Raw genomic sequence first — 15,237 nt, forward strand, 5'->3', positions numbered from 1 at the left:
ATGAACCGGCGCCGCAGATGCTGTCGGGCTTCCACCGCGACTTCGCCCACGCCCCACAAGACGTGGACATACATGAACTGATGTCAGAAATGGAGCGCGTTTCACCGAAGTTCAAGTTTGGTGGCGGCGGGACGATGTTCACACCCCCTCTGCCGGCATGCACAAGCTGACGATTGACGGCAAGTTAGCAGAGCCTTCCGTCGCTCTGCAGGCACCCTCTGGCTATCAGCAGGCCGAATAGAGGGTGAACAACCAGAAAAGGCGCTCCGCCATGAAGCCAGCAAAACCACATACATTACTGCTCGCGTTGTGCCTGAGCCTGGGTGCCCCCCTTGCCTTGGCTGCCACAGACCTGAACGATCAGCGCGCCCCGGGCACACAATCCCATGACAATGGGCACATGGACGGCCAAGGCGATGCGACGGGCTCCGGAACACCAGGCGATAGCATGGGTACCGGTGATGGCGGTACTGATGACAATGGGACGGACAACACCGGAGGTGACGGTACCAACAGTGGCTCGGGAACCGGCGGTAATGGCTCTGGTGATAGCGGCACAGGCTCGGGCAGTGGAAGCAGCGGCTCGGCCGGTAGCGGATCAGGCTCAGGTTCCGGCAGTTAACTGAAATAGCCGATGGCGATGGGTTACTCGTTCATCGCCTATTTGGCGGCCCTGAGTAAACCGTCGCACCGCTGATGTAGGGCAGCCCGGCATCGCCATCTAGCATCTGGTAACCGGCACCGACGGTGTGCCCGGAGTGGGAATACGACACCTGCCCGCTGAACATGTCGTTGTCGATCTTGCCGCCATAAGCAGCTCCGCTGTCACGGCTCTTGAAGTAGCGCAGGTCGGTGATGAACACCCCGCCGGCCAAGGGTAGATCGTGCACCAGCCCTGCATAATCCTGGCGGTAGAAGTGCTCGAGCTGGCCGTGGAAGTAGCTCACACGCAGTTGCTTGCTGATGGCAAAGTCAGCACCCGCAAAGCTGAAATCGCCAGAATCATCGCCGCCGTAACCATCCAGGTAAGGCCAGGCCCGCTGCCGTCGGAGAGACGCCGGTAAGTGCTGGACCATGTTACCGAACGGTGCCAGTCCATGCTCGACACCGTCTGTGGATACGACGCACTGCGCTAGCGACGTTACAAGGTCAGCACTGGCCCGCGCGCCTAAGCGTCATTGCGCAGATAGGCCGACATAGCCAGGGCATCGCCCAACGCGGCACCGTTTGCAGTGTTGTCGAACACGCACCACGTAGGTAGCCCCGCAGCACGTCGAACGTTTAACTGGGCCGCCAGGCGCTGCAGATACTCGCTGCCATAGGCGCTGCGGTAGATCTGCGGCTCGCCATGCAAACGCCAGTAGACCAGCCCTGGCCAGCCTCCTGGCAGCGCATCCACGCCAAAGCGCGCCGGGCTGGCAGCGACCTGAGCGACCTGAAAGTCGACAAGCAACGGCTGAGCTGCCGACCATGACCGATGCCTGGGTTCAACGGCCAGCGACCCTGCATAACGCTTTCGCACAGACTCAAAAAATCGATAGGCCACGGCACCGTCGTACGCCAACGAAGGTGGCAACTGCACCAGCAGGCAGCCGAGGCGACCGCCCAGATGCCCGCACTCATCAAGGAACCTGTCGAGCGGCCCCTCGCACGCTTGCAACCTCTGCTCATGCGTGACGGCCTTGGGCAGCTTGACTGAAAAGCGAAAATCCTCAGGTACTGATTCAGCCCATCGGGCATAGGTTTTTGGGCGATGAGGACGGTAAAACGACGTGTTGATCTCAACCGCATTCAAGCGTGCCGCGTAACGCTGCAACTGGCTTCCCTCTGAAGCAAACTCATTGCCGTAAAGGCGTGACAAGCTCCAGCCGGCGCAACCGAGGAGAATCATTCAGGAAGCGCCGTGGTCCGCAGGGGCGTCACCGTGAAGGCATGATAATCCGCACCCGCGACCGCCATCATAAAAGACTGATCGGCCAAGCGACGCAGGTCACGCCACGCCTCCCAATCGATCAGGTCCAGCCGGTCCATTTCATCGGCCTGGCGCAGCAGTTCCTCGTGGTAACTGCTGGGGCAGTTGCGCCGAATTGCCTGGTCATCGAAGGTTACAAACCAACGAGTGATGGCTTCGAGACGGCGCTGCTCTGCGCCGACGGGCTTTGTAAACGCATTCATCTCCATCACCCCATGCTCTTCTGATAATCGAGACGCGAGCACTGGAATAGGTTCCTTCGTAGCACTCAGCCGGTCATTCAGTATCAAAATGAACACCGAACAGCGGGTTCGCGAACTGCAAGCGGAAATCGCTCACTTACGTACCCGTTGAGTGAGGCCAGAACTGGATAAAAAGCTGTACAACTTCGTTGACTTGTACAAATTTAGTCATAGGCTTGAGCTATATCCCTTCAACAGTTCACTGTTGCTTGAGGATCACCTGGAGCCAAACATGTCCGTTTTTCAGCCATTCGCCAAGCCCTTCAATAATCTTGAAAGGGGCAATCTCGACGCCCATTTTTGTCCGGCCGGTGAATGATGCCCAGGAGCTGGCTGGTCGCCAATGCACTCTGGTTGCAGGCCGGTTGGTGGGCTTGCGTGCTGGGCGCTCGCTACCCTGGCTTATTGCTGCTGGTGCCGCTCGGCCTGGCCATACACCTGTGGCTCTGCCCGGACTACAAGGCAGAAATCAAGGCATTGTTGCGTGTCGCATTGGCCGGCTGCGTGCTGGATAGCGTGCTCGGGGCACTGGGCGTGTTCAGCTTCGATACGTGGCCCCTGCCCATGTGGCTGGTATTGCTGTGGTGGGTGCTGGCCAGCGGCCTTCGCCATAGCCTGGCCTGGGCCGGCCGGTCTTACTGGCGCGGCGCGTTGCTGGGCGCCCTTGGCGCCCCACTGGCCTACGTCGGTGGCGCCAGGTTGGCGGGGGTCGGCCTGCCGCTGGGTGTGATTGAAACCGGCTTGTTGCTTATGCCGGTGTGGGCCCTGGTCCTGCCATTACTGCTGCGCATCGCGGCGCGGCGCTGACCGGCGGCAGCGTTCGGAGCAATAGCGCACCTCGGCCCAGCAGCGTGCCCAGCGCTTGCGCCAATTGAAGGGTCGGCCACATACCACGCAGGTTTTGCTGGGCAGCAGGCTCTTTTTCATACCACCTCGCCAGCATCCAGCCGCGCCAGCAGTGACTGGCCACGCTGCCACACCGCTTCGCGATGGCCAGGCGGCATGCCGTCCAGGTTACGGTAGACCATGGCCAGGCGTGGATTGGCCGACAGCTGAGCGCGGTGACGCATCAGAAAATGCCAGTACAAGGCATTGAATGGGCAGGCATCCTCCTCGATCACATGGTCGACCTTGTAGCTGCATGCCCTGCAATGGTCAGACATCCGCTGGATGTAACGACCACTGGCACAGTACGGTTTCGACCCCAGGTACCCACCGTCGGCATGCATGACCATGCCCAGCGTGTTAGGCAGTTCGACCCAGTCGAAGGCATCCATGTACACGGCCAAATACCACTCGCAAATGGCGTCTGGCGCGATGCCGGCCAACAGGGCGAAATTACCGGTGACCATCAGCCGCTGGATGTGGTGGGCGTAACCCAAGCGCAACGTCTGCCCGATGGTTTGCGCCATGCAGCGCATGCGGGTGGCGCCCGTCCAGTAGAATTCCGGTAAGGCACGCTGGTTTCCCAGATGATTGAGCCCGGCATACTCAGGCATTCGCAGCCAGTAGATGCCGTGCACATACTCGCGCCAGCCAATCAACTGGCGGATGAAGCCTTCGGCGGCATTCAGCGGCACCCGCCCCTCACGCCACGCCTTGTCGACGTCGTCGCACAGGCAGCGCACATCCAGAAGGCCAATGTTGAGTGCCGCGCTGATGCGCGCATGGAACAGGTACGGTTCGCCTTCTGCCATGGCGTCCTGGAAGTCACCGAACGCCGCCAGGCCGAAATCGAGAAAATGCTGCCAGAGCTGATGAGCCTGCTCATGGGTCACGGGGTAGTTGAACCCGTCCACGGCCCCGTAATGGTCACTGAAACGCTGGCGAACCAAGGCCACTACCGCTGTCGTGATCGCGTCCGGCTCAAACTGCGCAGCGAACGGCCCTCGCAACTGGCGCGGCAACGGCTTGCGGTTGTCCCCATCAAAATTCCAGGCACCGCCTGCGGGGCTGCCATCGGCCTCCAACAGCAACCCGCAACGCTTGCGCATGCCGCGGTAGAAATGTTCCATGCGCAGTTGCTTACGCCCCTGCGCCCACCGCGCGAAGGCTTCACGCGAGCACAAAAAGCGCGTATCGCGGTGCCACACAAGCGGCAGCTGCGCATCGCGCAGCGCCTGCTCCAGGCGCCATTCACCGCACTCTGTCAGGTGGATGTGCGTGGCGCCCAATGCCTGCTGCCAACGACGCAGCTCGCCCGCAATGCTACCGCTGTTGCCGGCAGCGTTAAGCTCGACATAGTGCACCTGCCAACCCCGCTCCCGCAGCGCCTTTGCGAAATGCCGCATGGCACTGAAGATGAGGATGATCTTCAGCGGATGATGCGGCACGTAGCGGGCCTCACCCTCCACTTCCGCCATCAGAATAGCGTCGCGGGTGGGGTCCAGGGCCGCCAGGCTTGCCAGGTCGAACGACAGTTGGTCACCAAGCACCAACCCCAGCCGCGGGGGCCGGGCTACCATTGGGTTGTCAGCGTCACAGGCACCCGCAGCGGCGCGATAGGCCCGTCACGCTGCCCACACATTTCATCATGCACCACCTGCTGCACCAGCATGCACGGCACCGGTGGCAGCTCGGCCAGCAAGTGGCGCAGCTCGGTGGTGGAGCGCAGGCGAACGGGCTGACCACGATCATCAATCAACGTGACCGGGCCGGCACCGGTCAGTGCGCGGAGAATGTAGAAGCCACCTTCGAGCGACAGCAGTTCAAGCTCTTTTACTTCACCGGCCGTAACCCGTTGAGTGAGCGCATTCAGGTTCATGGTGTGCCCTCTGGCAAGCGGCGGAAGAACAGCGTGATCTGCCCAATCTCCACACCCAGTTTGCTCATGCTTGAGCGGTTGATCAGGGTGTCGTCATCCATCAGGTACATCCAGTCGTCCAGGTCCACCTGCCAATGCTCCCCGTCTACCGGCAGGTCCAGCCGGTAGCGCCAGCGCAGCGCATTACCGGCCGATTCGCCATGGGCCTCGCCGATCACGTCACCTGCTGTTCCTCGCCAGCGGCCCGCACCTTCCGGCACCAGCGTCCAGGTTCGCTGCTGACGCGTGCCATCGCTGTAAAGAAAATGCTCATCGAGGATCAGCCGCTCACCGTCGCGGCGGCTGTCGATACGCACGTGAAAGCGCTTCACCACCTCGCCGGAACGCTTCTGGAACATCCCCCAGGCTTGCACCGGTCGCGAGAAGAATGCCGCCAGGTCGAGTTTCGGCTGCTCCTTGGCGTAGTGCTCGACACCGACATTGCCGCAACTGCCGAGGAGCAGGCAGCCAACCAGTAACAGTGCTCTGTACATGTTCACGTCCCTCGGTCGTTGCCCGCCAGCCCGAGCAGGCGCTGGCGCAGCTGTGGGTCCCTGGCCCGTGGGTCGAGCCAGATGGCGAAGAATGCTCGGGAAAATTCCGGGTCGGCGATTACCTGGCTGAGTGCGCCATCGACATAGAAGCGAGACCCTTGCCCTGGCAGGTACACACCCGTGATACGCATACCCGGGCGCACATCCACGAATGCCGCTTCAAGCGCCTTGCTCCACGCTGCGCGTTGCTGCGGCGTGATGTTGGCGTTAAGGCGGCGTATCTCCGCAAGGCTCGCGTCTACCAGCGTCTCCTTGGACAGCGATCGGTGGTAGCGCAGTTCCAGGGCAAAGGGCTGGTTCCAGTCCTGAACCGGCCCCACTGTCCACAGCCGGGCGCTGTAAAGGCGCACGCCGAACCACGTGAAATCGCCAGCACCCAACGGTTGCGCCGTTGGCAATTCGGCTCGCCAGTCCGCGGCTACGGTCGACAGCGCAACCATCAGCACGCACAGGCTGGCCCAACGCGCAGGAGGCACCATGCTTACCTCGAACAATTGGGAAAATCCTGTACAAGAATAGCTTTTTGTATAGGTTTCAACAAACCCTTGTACAGCGTTGATGAGGACGGTAAACACGGGTCATCCGCCGCTAAAAAAAACCGCTGAAACGCTTGCTCTGAACTTTGTCCTGCCCAACGGATTCCCCTGCTTACTCACTGCAATATCTGCTGCACAGCCGGCTTTCAGAAAAAGGGGTTTTCACCATGATCGATCAAGCGACAGGTATGAAACCAGGCGAGCGCTATTGCGTGGAGAACGTCGAGCGCGCCCATCAGTTCCCGGGGTACTTTCAAGACGGCAAGTATTACCTCGGCCCCGAACTGCTGACTGCGGTCGGCTGGCTCGAAGGCACGCAGTTCATCTACGACAGCCTGGATGCTGAAGGCGAACCCGTCTTTCCGGATCGGATAGCGGGCACCATCGAGGGCTTGAAGCTGGTAATGGCTGATGGAACCACCCTTGAGCTTTGCCCCCTAGAAGCCAGTGCCACACTGCCGTCTAACGACAGCGAAGACTCACCAGCCCCAGCGCACTCCATGCCAATGAGCCCGACGCCGATCAAAGGCCCATTGCGCGGAAAGGTCGTGGTCATCACCGGCGCCTCCAGCGGCATAGGCCGGGCGGCTGCGCATGCGTTTGCCTGCAAAGGTGCCCGCCTGGTGCTCGCGGCACGCGATGAGGAAGCGTTGTTCGACGTGCTGGATGAATGCACCGACTGCGGCACGGACGCTGTCGCCATCACAACCGACGTCACCCACAGCGATCAAGTGGCAGCCCTGGCCACCCAAGCTGCCGAGTTTGGCCATGGACGTATCGATATCTGGATCAACAACGCCGGGGTTGGCGCGTTGGGCAGCTTCGACGAAACACCGCTAGAGGCACATGAGCAGGTGATTCAAACCGACCTGGTCGGTTATCTGCGCGGCGCTTACGTGGTGCTTCCCTACTTCAAGGCACAGCGCAGCGGCATACTGATCAACACCTTGTCGCTTGGCAGCTGGATCGCCCAACCCTATGCGGCAGCCTACTCGGCGAGCAAGTTCGGCCTGCGTGGCCTGACCGAAGCGCTGCGCGGTGAGCTGACGGAGTTCCCCGACATTCATGTGTGTGATCTTTATCCGGCCGTCATGGACACGCCAGGCTTGCGGGACGCAGGCAACTACACCGGCCACGCGCTGACACCCCCAGGGCCGATCTACGACCCGGAACGGGTGGCAAACGCCATGGTAGCCTGCGCCATTTCCCCGAGCGCGCGCACCACTGTCGGCGCTGCCGCTCGCCTCGCCCATCTGGCCAGCTACCTGGTACCGGGGCTGCCTCAGTTGTCAGGGTGGCTCACGCGCTGGGGCTTGAACCGCAGCCCTAGCGCGGCGATATCTTCCGGGAATCTGTTCGAGCCACCCGATGACCGGCGAAGTGTGGACGGTGGCTGGAGAACTCAGAAAGATAAAACGTCGTTATGGGTGGGTGCGGCGCTGCTGGGTGTCATTGCCGGGTTTGTCTTCACCCGTTCGCAACGCAGGCGCCGCTAGGGTTTGCTGGCAGTCATTTGCGCACAGCAGCGCGCCCGTCACGCGAGCTGGATATACACCGAGTAGCTGCCCAGCAAAACCCAGAACCCGAGAAAAATCCAAGGCGTGCGAAGGGAGAACAGCAAGGATTTCCGGTGCCCGGCCCGGGACGTTTCAGCCTCGCAGAACAAGGGCGATTCATCATAGGCCAGGCCCATCATCGGCTCACTGCGCAGCAAGTGGCTCTGCTTCAACTGCCAGTGCTCGATGATCCGGAACGCCGCGCGGATGCCTGGCCAGGCATTCAACGAGCTCAACACGCCGAGCAGGGCGAGAAACGCCGGCACGATCAACGTGAACATTTCCCCCCAGCTCTGGTTAAGGTTGCTCATCGAAGACACGAAGGCGATGACCAGGAACGACTGAGCGGCCAGATACGCATCGGTGCGGTTGGCCAGGATAGTGGTCTCGTACTGGATTTCGCGTCGATAGAAATCCAGGCGTTCCTTGGGCGTGCCGAACATCCGCGCATTCTGCTGATCGATCTCATGCTCAGAGGTGGTGGGCGTAATAATTCGAGGCACTCGGGCGCTCCTGAAAGGGGTGAGAGCAGCGCACTGCTGATCAGCGATAGAGCGATCCCTTCAACGAAAATTCATTGCAAGTGGGTGGCAGGCCGTCCGTCGTTCAAAACCAGCATCCACTTCAACACTGGCTTCCCGCACCGTTCGAACGGTAATGAGCGTTCTCAACTGCAGGAGCTTCGACCATGAGCGACTACCCTACTCCGCCATTCCCCTCGCAACCGCAAAGCGTCCCCGGTTCGCAGCGCAAGATGGAGCCGCACCCGGACTGCGGTGAGCAGACCTATACAGGCCACAACCGGCTCGAAGGCAAAATCGCCTTGATCACCGGCGCCGACAGCGGCATCGGTCGGGCCGTTGCGATTGCCTACGCGCGTGAAGGTGCGGACGTTGCCATCGCCTATCTGGATGAGCACGAAGATGCGCAAGAAACGGCGCGCTGGGTCGAAGCCGCGGGCCGCCAGTGCCTCCTGCTGCCCGGTGACCTGGCGCACAAACAGCACTGTTACACCATCGTCGACAAGACCGTGGAACAGTTCGGTCGCATCGACATCCTGGTCAACAACGCCGCATTCCAGATGGCCCATGAAAGCCTGGATGACATTGACGATGAGGAGTGGGTGAAGACGTTCGACACCAACATCACCGCCATCTTCCGCATCTGCCAACGGGCATTGCCGTCAATGCCGAAGGGCGGATCGATCATCAATACCAGCTCGGTCAACTCCGATGACCCGTCACCCAGCCTGTTGGCCTACGCCGCCACCAAAGGCGCCATTGCCAACTTCACTGCAGGCCTCGCCCAGTTGCTGGCGAAGCAAGGCATCCGGGTCAACAGCGTGGCGCCAGGCCCGATCTGGACGCCGTTGATCCCCGCCACCATGCCGGATGAGGCCGTCAGAAACTTTGGCTCGGGCTACCCTATGGGGCGGCCAGGGCAACCGGTCGAGGTGGCGCCGATCTACGTTTTGCTGGGCTCTGATGAAGCCAGTTATATCTCGGGTTCACGCTACGGCGTCACGGGCGGCAAACCGATCCTCTGACGACCATGACAAGGCTTGCTGTCGCAGGCCTCGACGCTTCATCTGCGCGCTGCGAGCCATGCGGTAAAGACTTGAACCATTCGCACGCCCATCACGTCCACCGCAACAGAACCGAAGAGTTTGTACCCAGCAATCCGTGTTACTCCGACCGCCATGAGGTGCCTGCATGAACGCTATCGACCTGTTGATTCAAGACCATAAATTGGTGAAGAAGCTGCTGGCTGAATTGTCTTCAACCACCGAGCGAGCCGTGAAAAAGCGCGCCGAACTGCTGCACCGGATCGAGCAGGAGCTGCAAGTCCACACTGCTCTGGAGGAGGACATCCTCTACCCGGCCATCAAGAAAGCCGGCGGCAAGGAAGAAGCGAAGATGTATTACGAAGCCAAGGAAGAACACCGTACCGTGGATTCGCTGGTGCTTCCTGATCTGCTTCATACCGAAACCGGCACCCTCGAATTTGCCGGGCGGGTGAAGGTGATGAAAGAGCTGCTTGAACATCACATCGAAGAAGAGGAAGGCGAGCTGTTCCCCACTGCGAAAAAGCTGCTGGGCAAAGATCAGCTGGAAGAGATGGGCGTTGCCATGGAGGCGCACAGAAAAATGCTCAAGGGCGAACGACGGGCTGCATAAACCCAATGCGCCACAGCAAAAAAGAAATTAAAGCAGGCCAATTTATTACCTGAAGGAATAAAAATAGCACCGAACGATATTGGTATATACCAGATGTCTACCCGTTAAATCTGCTCCCTGAGCCCCGAGGGCACCAAGGAGCACGAAAGGATGAACGCTGTACGGGTAATGCTGGAGTATTTCCACCCTTGGCCAAATTCGGCAGGGTTCTACGTCGCAAGGGAGCGCGGGTGGTATCAGGACGCCGGCTTGTCGGTGCAACTGGTAGTGCCCGACCCCTTCCATGGCGACACGTTGGAGCACCTGCTCAAAGGCGATGCGGATGTCGGCGTATTTCCCAGCAATCGCTTGCTGGTCAGGCGCAGCCTCGGCCAGCCGCTGCTGGGTGTCGCGGCCATCAACCATCGGGGCCTTGAATCGATCCAGACCCTCACCGACTTCGGCATTCGCCGCCCCAGGGACCTCGCAGGCAAACGCCTGGCGCTCAACCCCACGCCCCGTGGCCTGGCCATGGTGCGCCATCTGGTGGCCGCCGATGGCGGCGACCCGGATGCCGTGATCATCGTCGACAGCAAAGTGCGCGAACTGCGCCCGGAGGACCTGGCGGCAGGCATTGCCGACGCCAGTTTTGGCGGCTACTGGGCCTGGGAAGCCTTGATGGACAGCCCGGTTGCGGCCGAGCGACGTGTGGTCTGGCCAGTCGATGACATTGGCGCACCGCGTTATCACAGCTACCTGCTTGGCGGGCAGCAACGCTGGTTCGAGGAAAACCCCGAGATCGCCCGCGCCTTTCTCGCCGCCACCGAGCGTGGCTTTCGCGCGGCGGCCGCTGACCCGCAAAGCGCGTTGGGCGCCTATGAGGCCGCCACCCCTTACTTTCCGAGGGCGCTGCTCAGCCAATCGCTACAGCACATCGCACCCACTTGGCTGCATGAGCAGCGCTGGGGCCAGCAACGCGAAGAATTGATCGCCCCCTACGCCCAGTGGCTGCACCACCACGGCGTACTGGCCGACGACGACGCTTGGCGTGGTGCCACCAGCAACCGTTACCTGCCGGAGCCACAGGCATGAACGAGCCCTTGCGCATGGCCCATGGCATGGGCGTGCAGCCGGTAGAAGCCGACTGGCCCGCGCTGACTCAGGTGGATGTGGAAGCGGTACTGAGCCACTTCCCGCGGCTTGGCGCCGTGGGCCCGCTGCACTGGCACAGCCCCCGCCCCTTCTCGGCTGCCGCGCAGGTGCGCACGGAACAGGGGGAGCTGTTCGTCAAACGCCACCACCGCAGTGTCCGCCAGCCCGCCTGGCTGCTGGAGGAGCACCGCTTCGTTCAGCACCTTGAACAGCGTGGCGCGCCCGTTGTTACCCCGTTGCTCGACCGCAACGGCGACAGCGTGGTGGCCCTGGGTGATTGGACTTACGAGGTGCTGCCCTGCGCGCAGGGCCACGACCTGTACCGTGACGCGCTGTCGTGGACACCCTTCCTCAGCCTGCAGCACGCCCATGCGGCGGGCGTTGCCCTTGCTCGCCTGCACCTGGCCGCCGAAGGCTTCACTGCGGGCGCCCGACGCACGCCCGTATTGATTGCCAACCTGCGGTTCTTCAGCCACCACGCGCCGCTGTCGTCCATCGAAACGGCCTTGGCGCAGCAGCCCGCACTGGCACACTACCTCGCAGACAAACACTGGCAGCAGGCCCTGAGCGAACTCTACCTGCCCCATCACCGCGCCCTGCTGCCCCTGCTGCAGCATCAACCGGCGCTGTGGACCCACAACGACTGGCACGCCTCCAACCTGCTGTGGGACGAATCGGCTGACGCCACGCAGGTGCGCAGCGTCCTTGATTTCGGCCTGAGTGACCGAACTTTCGCCGTATTCGACCTGGCCACTGCGGTAGAACGCAATTGCATTCCCTGGCTTGAACTCGATGCAGGCGGGCGCGCCGCCGCCGACCTCGACGCCGTGGATGCACTGCTGGCCGGTTACCACAGCCAGCGGCCCCTGACACAGGCCGACCTGCTCACGCTCAAAGCGCTGCTGCCATTGGCCCATGTGGATTTCGCCCTCGCCGAAATCGACTACTTCCAAGGCATCGTCGGATCCCGGAGCAACGCCGACATCGCCTACCACAATTTCTTGATCGGCCATGGCCAATGGTTTGGCGACAGCGAAGGCACCCGCCTGCTCGATCATCTGCACCGCATCGCACGCGCGCGCTGACAGGAGCCCCTATGCCCGACATCCTCATTTCACCCAACGCCTTGCACCACGCCCTGCAACAGCCGGGCCTGGTGGTGCTCGACGCCAGTGTGGAACTGGCCGCCGCCCAGTTCGATGGCGACTACCGCGTCGCCAGTGGCCATGCGGCCTGGCTGGCCGAACACATCCCGACGGCGCGGCATGCCGACTTGACGCGCGAGCTGGCCGACACCGCAGCGAGCTACAGCTTCGCCCTGCCTTCGCCGACGGAGGCAGCCGCGGCGCTGGCACGCCTGGGCATCGCCGAGGCACGGCACATCGTGGTCTACGACCGGCATGAGGGTTTTTGGGCCGCACGCCTGTGGTGGATGCTGCGTAGCCTGGGCGTGGCCGCGTCGGTGCTCGACGGCGGCCTGAAGGCCTGGCGCCAAGCCAACCTGCCCTTGGCCCGCGGCGAGCAAGCTCAGCCTGGTGTAGCGGGTTTGCCAGTGTCGCTCACCGTCCATCCAGGGTACTGGGCAAACCGCGAAGACGTGCTGGCCGTACTCGATGGACAAGCGCCAGGCACGCTGGTGTGTGCGCTGTCCAAGGGGCTGTTCGAGGGCAGCGCGGTGACCCGCTATGCCCGACGCGGCCATATCCCCGGCAGCCTCAACCGACCGGCGCGGCAACTGTTCGACGAGCAGGGCCGCTACCTGGCGCCCGACGCATTGGCCCGCGCACTCGGCCCAGCATTGGTCGAAGGCACGCAGCCACTGGTCCTCTACTGTGGCGGCGGTATTTCCGCGGCCGCCACTGCCCTGGCCCTGACGCGCCTGGGGCGCCAGGGCGTTTCGATCTATGACGGCTCGCTGCAGGAATGGGCAGCTGACCCTGCATTACCAATGACCACCGGAGCAACGCCGGCCTGAAGTTACACCCCCTTCAAGCGCCCGCTCAACGATGCTGTCGCCGCTGCATAGGCGCGGCATCGCGAGCACAGGTTTACCCGATTTTCGGTGCCACACCGCTGGTCACCCAGGAGTTCGTTCATGGCTTCATCTTTGTCTTTTCATCACCGTCACGGCCTTGCGCTGGGGCTGCTGAGCCTGTCATTGAACCCGGCCCTGGCCTGGGCAGACAGCACACTGCTGGAGGCCATCACCGTGACGGGCGCACAGACCAACAGCTACCAAGCCTCCTCAGCCTCGGTGGGGGGGCTGGGCGAGGCGCCACTGCTCGATACCCCGGCCTCGGTTGCGGTGTTCACCGAGCAACTGCTCAAGGACCGCCAGGCCAGGCTGCTCAGCGAAGTGCTCAGCAACGACGCCTCGACCGGCGAAAGCTATGCGCCGATCGGTTACTACGAAAACTTCGTGGTTCGCGGGTTTTCCCTCAGCGCCGCCAACAGCTACAAGATCAACGGCAGCACCATCACCGGCGAGCAGAACGTCGCGCTGGAAAACAAACAGCAGGTCGAGCTGCTCAAAGGCCTTTCCGGGTTGCAAAGTGGCGTTTCCGAGCCGGGCGGGCTGGTCAACTACGTCACCAAGCGCCCGCAGAACGTACGTTCAGTCACCGTCGCGAGCAACGAATCAGGCGAGCGCTATGTGGCCACCGACCTTGGCGGCTGGCTGGACAGCGAGCAGCGCCTGGGCGTGCGCGCCAACTTCGCCCACGAAGACATCCGCTCCTACGTGGACAACTCGGACGGCAAACGCGATTTCGCCTCCCTGGCCGTGGACTGGAACCTCAGCGATGCCGCCCTGCTGCAGCTGGATGCCGAGTACCAGACCCGCGAACAGCGCTCGGTGCCGGGCTATCAGCTACTCGGCGGTAGCGTGGTGCCCAGCGGCATCGACCCCAAGGACCGCCTGGCCGACCAGCGCTGGTCGAAACCGGTGGGTATCGATTCGCTCAACCTTGGCAGCCGCTTCGAGTACCGCTTCGACGACAACTGGAGCGCCAACTTGAGCGCTTCGCGCAGCCGGGTGGTGATCGACGACTACAGCGCCTTCGCCTGGGGCTGCTATGGCGCCCCGAGCTGCGCCAGCTCCGCCGTGCCCAACTACTTCAGCCCCGAGGGCGACTACGATGTCTACGACTTCCGCAACCCCGACGATACCCGCCGCAACGACGAGCTTCAGGCGGCACTGAGCGGGCGCTTCGACAGCGGCCCTTTGCAGCATGAGCTGACCGTCGGCAGCAGCGCCCTGCGCCGTATCGTCGACCGCCGCGACTCGGTCAACGAATGGGTGGGCACCGCCAACATCTACCAGCCGGTACCCGACTTTGCGCCGACCAGCGAACCGCTGGGCCACACCTATCGGCGCCTGGACAGCCGCCAGTACGGGCTGTTCTTCAGCGACCGGCTGAGCTACGGCGAACACTGGCAGACCATTCTGGGCGGCCGCCAGGTGCGCCTGGACGAAAAAACCTTCGATATCGACGGCAACACCACGCGCCATACCCAACGCTCGGAGTTCCTGCCCAACGTGGCATTGATCTACAAACCGCGCCCGGACATCTCGCTGTACACCAGCTACAGCAAAGGCCTGTCACTGGGCGGCGAAGCGGCGTGGTTCACCACCAATGCCGACGAGATCCTGCCGCCCACGGTTTCACGGCAACTGGAGGTAGGTGCCAAGCGTGACTGGCAGGGCTTGAGCCTCGGCGCCGCGCTGTTTCGCATCAGCAAGGCCTACCAGTATTCACGCCCCAATGGCGACGGCAGCTTCACCTACGTGCAGCAAGGCGACCAGGAAAACATCGGCCTCGAACTGTCCGCCAGCGGGCACCTGACCGAACAGTTGCAGGTGTCGGCCAGTGCCGCGGCCATCCGCGCCCGGGTCGAGGACAGCGGCACTGACAGCTACGAAGGGCACCAGGCGATCAACGTGCCGAACGTGCGCGCCAGCCTGCACGCCGACTACAGTGTCGCCAGCATCAAGGGCCTGGCCCTGCTCGGCGGCCTGCGCTACAGCGCCAGCAAGTATGCAAGCCAGGCCGGCAATGTGAAGGTCGACGGGTACACGGTGTTCGATGCTGGGGCGCGCTACACCCTGGACCTGGAGGGCTACGAAACCGTAGTGCGCCTGACCGTGGACAACCTCTTCGACAAACGCTACTGGCGTGATGTGGGCGAATACATGGGGGATGGCTACCTGTTCCAGGGTGCGCCGCGCACCGCTCGCCTGTCCGCCACCGTGAATTTCTGAGGAAT

The 15,237-nt window shown here is 62.3% G+C and carries 16 protein-coding genes and 1 pseudogene; 8 read left to right on the top strand and 9 right to left on the bottom strand.

The annotated features are described in order from the left end of the window. Positions 1 to 674 precede the first annotated feature (674 nt). The 3 genes and pseudogenes from AC5PZ0_RS10610 to AC5PZ0_RS10620 all read right to left on the bottom strand — a co-directional run. Positions 675 to 1,028 (bottom strand): annotated as a pseudogene (locus AC5PZ0_RS10610) (OprD family outer membrane porin); the annotation flags it as partial. Positions 1,029 to 1,168: 140 nt separating this feature from the next. Further along, complete coding sequence (locus tag AC5PZ0_RS10615) at positions 1,169 to 1,891, bottom strand: DUF72 domain-containing protein (protein WP_099429570.1); 723 nt, start codon at positions 1,889 to 1,891, stop codon at positions 1,169 to 1,171. Next, positions 1,888 to 2,181 (bottom strand): hypothetical protein, encoded by a 294-nt coding sequence (locus AC5PZ0_RS10620; RefSeq protein ID WP_454243599.1) that lies wholly within the window; start codon positions 2,179 to 2,181, stop codon positions 1,888 to 1,890. The genes AC5PZ0_RS10615 and AC5PZ0_RS10620 overlap by 4 nt, the downstream gene beginning before the upstream one ends. Before the next feature lie 351 nt (positions 2,182 to 2,532). Between AC5PZ0_RS10620 and AC5PZ0_RS10625 the strand changes: the two genes are divergently transcribed. Beyond that, positions 2,533 to 3,021, top strand: a complete 489-nt coding sequence (locus AC5PZ0_RS10625; RefSeq protein WP_493854872.1) for a DUF2878 domain-containing protein — start codon at positions 2,533 to 2,535, stop codon at positions 3,019 to 3,021. On the opposite strand, the gene AC5PZ0_RS10630 is transcribed toward AC5PZ0_RS10625, so the two are convergent. Genes AC5PZ0_RS10630 through AC5PZ0_RS10650 form a run of 5 tightly spaced genes read right to left on the bottom strand, consistent with a single transcriptional unit; the run spans position 2,992 to position 6,050 of the window. Next, positions 2,992 to 3,141 (bottom strand): DUF2256 domain-containing protein, encoded by a 150-nt coding sequence (locus tag AC5PZ0_RS10630; RefSeq protein WP_186676319.1) that lies wholly within the window; start codon positions 3,139 to 3,141, stop codon positions 2,992 to 2,994. The two genes, AC5PZ0_RS10625 and AC5PZ0_RS10630, sit on opposite strands and share 30 nt — an antisense overlap. Then, on the bottom strand, positions 3,138 to 4,679 hold the full coding sequence (locus tag AC5PZ0_RS10635) for a cryptochrome/photolyase family protein (protein ID WP_493854873.1): 1,542 nt from the start codon (positions 4,677 to 4,679) through the stop codon (positions 3,138 to 3,140). The genes AC5PZ0_RS10630 and AC5PZ0_RS10635 overlap by 4 nt, the downstream gene beginning before the upstream one ends. Next, positions 4,673 to 4,978 (bottom strand): DUF6482 family protein, encoded by a 306-nt coding sequence (locus AC5PZ0_RS10640; RefSeq protein WP_099429573.1) that lies wholly within the window; start codon positions 4,976 to 4,978, stop codon positions 4,673 to 4,675. Before AC5PZ0_RS10640 ends, AC5PZ0_RS10635 begins: the two co-directional genes overlap by 7 nt. After that, a complete protein-coding gene (locus AC5PZ0_RS10645) occupies positions 4,975 to 5,511 on the bottom strand; it encodes a DUF3833 domain-containing protein (RefSeq protein WP_265968085.1) in 537 nt (178 codons plus the stop codon). The genes AC5PZ0_RS10640 and AC5PZ0_RS10645 overlap by 4 nt, the downstream gene beginning before the upstream one ends. Positions 5,512 to 5,513: 2 nt before the next feature. After that, positions 5,514 to 6,050, bottom strand: coding sequence for a chalcone isomerase family protein (locus AC5PZ0_RS10650; protein WP_265968154.1), 537 nt, complete (start codon positions 6,048 to 6,050; stop codon positions 5,514 to 5,516). Between the two features lie 224 nt (positions 6,051 to 6,274). Here AC5PZ0_RS10650 and AC5PZ0_RS10655 point away from each other — a divergent pair, with 224 nt between their 5' ends. Beyond that, positions 6,275 to 7,603: an SDR family oxidoreductase gene (locus tag AC5PZ0_RS10655; protein ID WP_493854874.1), complete on the top strand. Its 1,329-nt coding sequence runs from the start codon at positions 6,275 to 6,277 to the stop codon at positions 7,601 to 7,603. A gap of 38 nt (positions 7,604 to 7,641) precedes the next feature. Here the strand turns inward: AC5PZ0_RS10655 and AC5PZ0_RS10660 are convergent, their stop codons facing one another. Beyond that, on the bottom strand, positions 7,642 to 8,166 hold the full coding sequence (locus AC5PZ0_RS10660; protein WP_027596487.1) for a hypothetical protein: 525 nt from the start codon (positions 8,164 to 8,166) through the stop codon (positions 7,642 to 7,644). 185 nt (positions 8,167 to 8,351) lie between these two features. On the opposite strand from AC5PZ0_RS10660, the gene AC5PZ0_RS10665 reads away from it, so the two are divergent. The 6 genes from AC5PZ0_RS10665 to AC5PZ0_RS10690 all read left to right on the top strand — a co-directional run bounded on the left by AC5PZ0_RS10665 (position 8,352) and on the right by AC5PZ0_RS10690 (position 15,232). Further along, positions 8,352 to 9,209, top strand: a complete 858-nt coding sequence (locus AC5PZ0_RS10665; protein ID WP_493854875.1) for an SDR family oxidoreductase — start codon at positions 8,352 to 8,354, stop codon at positions 9,207 to 9,209. Between the two features lie 166 nt (positions 9,210 to 9,375). Continuing rightward, positions 9,376 to 9,840, top strand: coding sequence for a PA2171 family ribosome-binding persister protein (locus tag AC5PZ0_RS10670; RefSeq protein WP_099429577.1), 465 nt, complete (start codon positions 9,376 to 9,378; stop codon positions 9,838 to 9,840). Positions 9,841 to 9,990: 150 nt separating this feature from the next. After that, positions 9,991 to 10,911, top strand: a complete 921-nt coding sequence (locus tag AC5PZ0_RS10675; RefSeq protein WP_493854876.1) for an ABC transporter substrate-binding protein — start codon at positions 9,991 to 9,993, stop codon at positions 10,909 to 10,911. Beyond that, positions 10,908 to 12,056 (top strand): phosphotransferase enzyme family protein, encoded by a 1,149-nt coding sequence (locus tag AC5PZ0_RS10680; RefSeq protein WP_493854877.1) that lies wholly within the window; start codon positions 10,908 to 10,910, stop codon positions 12,054 to 12,056. The genes AC5PZ0_RS10675 and AC5PZ0_RS10680 overlap by 4 nt, the downstream gene beginning before the upstream one ends. A gap of 11 nt (positions 12,057 to 12,067) precedes the next feature. Then, complete coding sequence (locus tag AC5PZ0_RS10685; protein WP_493854878.1) at positions 12,068 to 12,946, top strand: sulfurtransferase; 879 nt, start codon at positions 12,068 to 12,070, stop codon at positions 12,944 to 12,946. 120 nt (positions 12,947 to 13,066) lie between these two features. Then, positions 13,067 to 15,232 (top strand): TonB-dependent siderophore receptor, encoded by a 2,166-nt coding sequence (locus AC5PZ0_RS10690; RefSeq protein WP_493854879.1) that lies wholly within the window; start codon positions 13,067 to 13,069, stop codon positions 15,230 to 15,232. The last annotated feature ends 5 nt before the right edge of the window (positions 15,233 to 15,237 follow it).

It is taken from the genome of Pseudomonas sp. 5.2, from assembly GCF_059025405.1.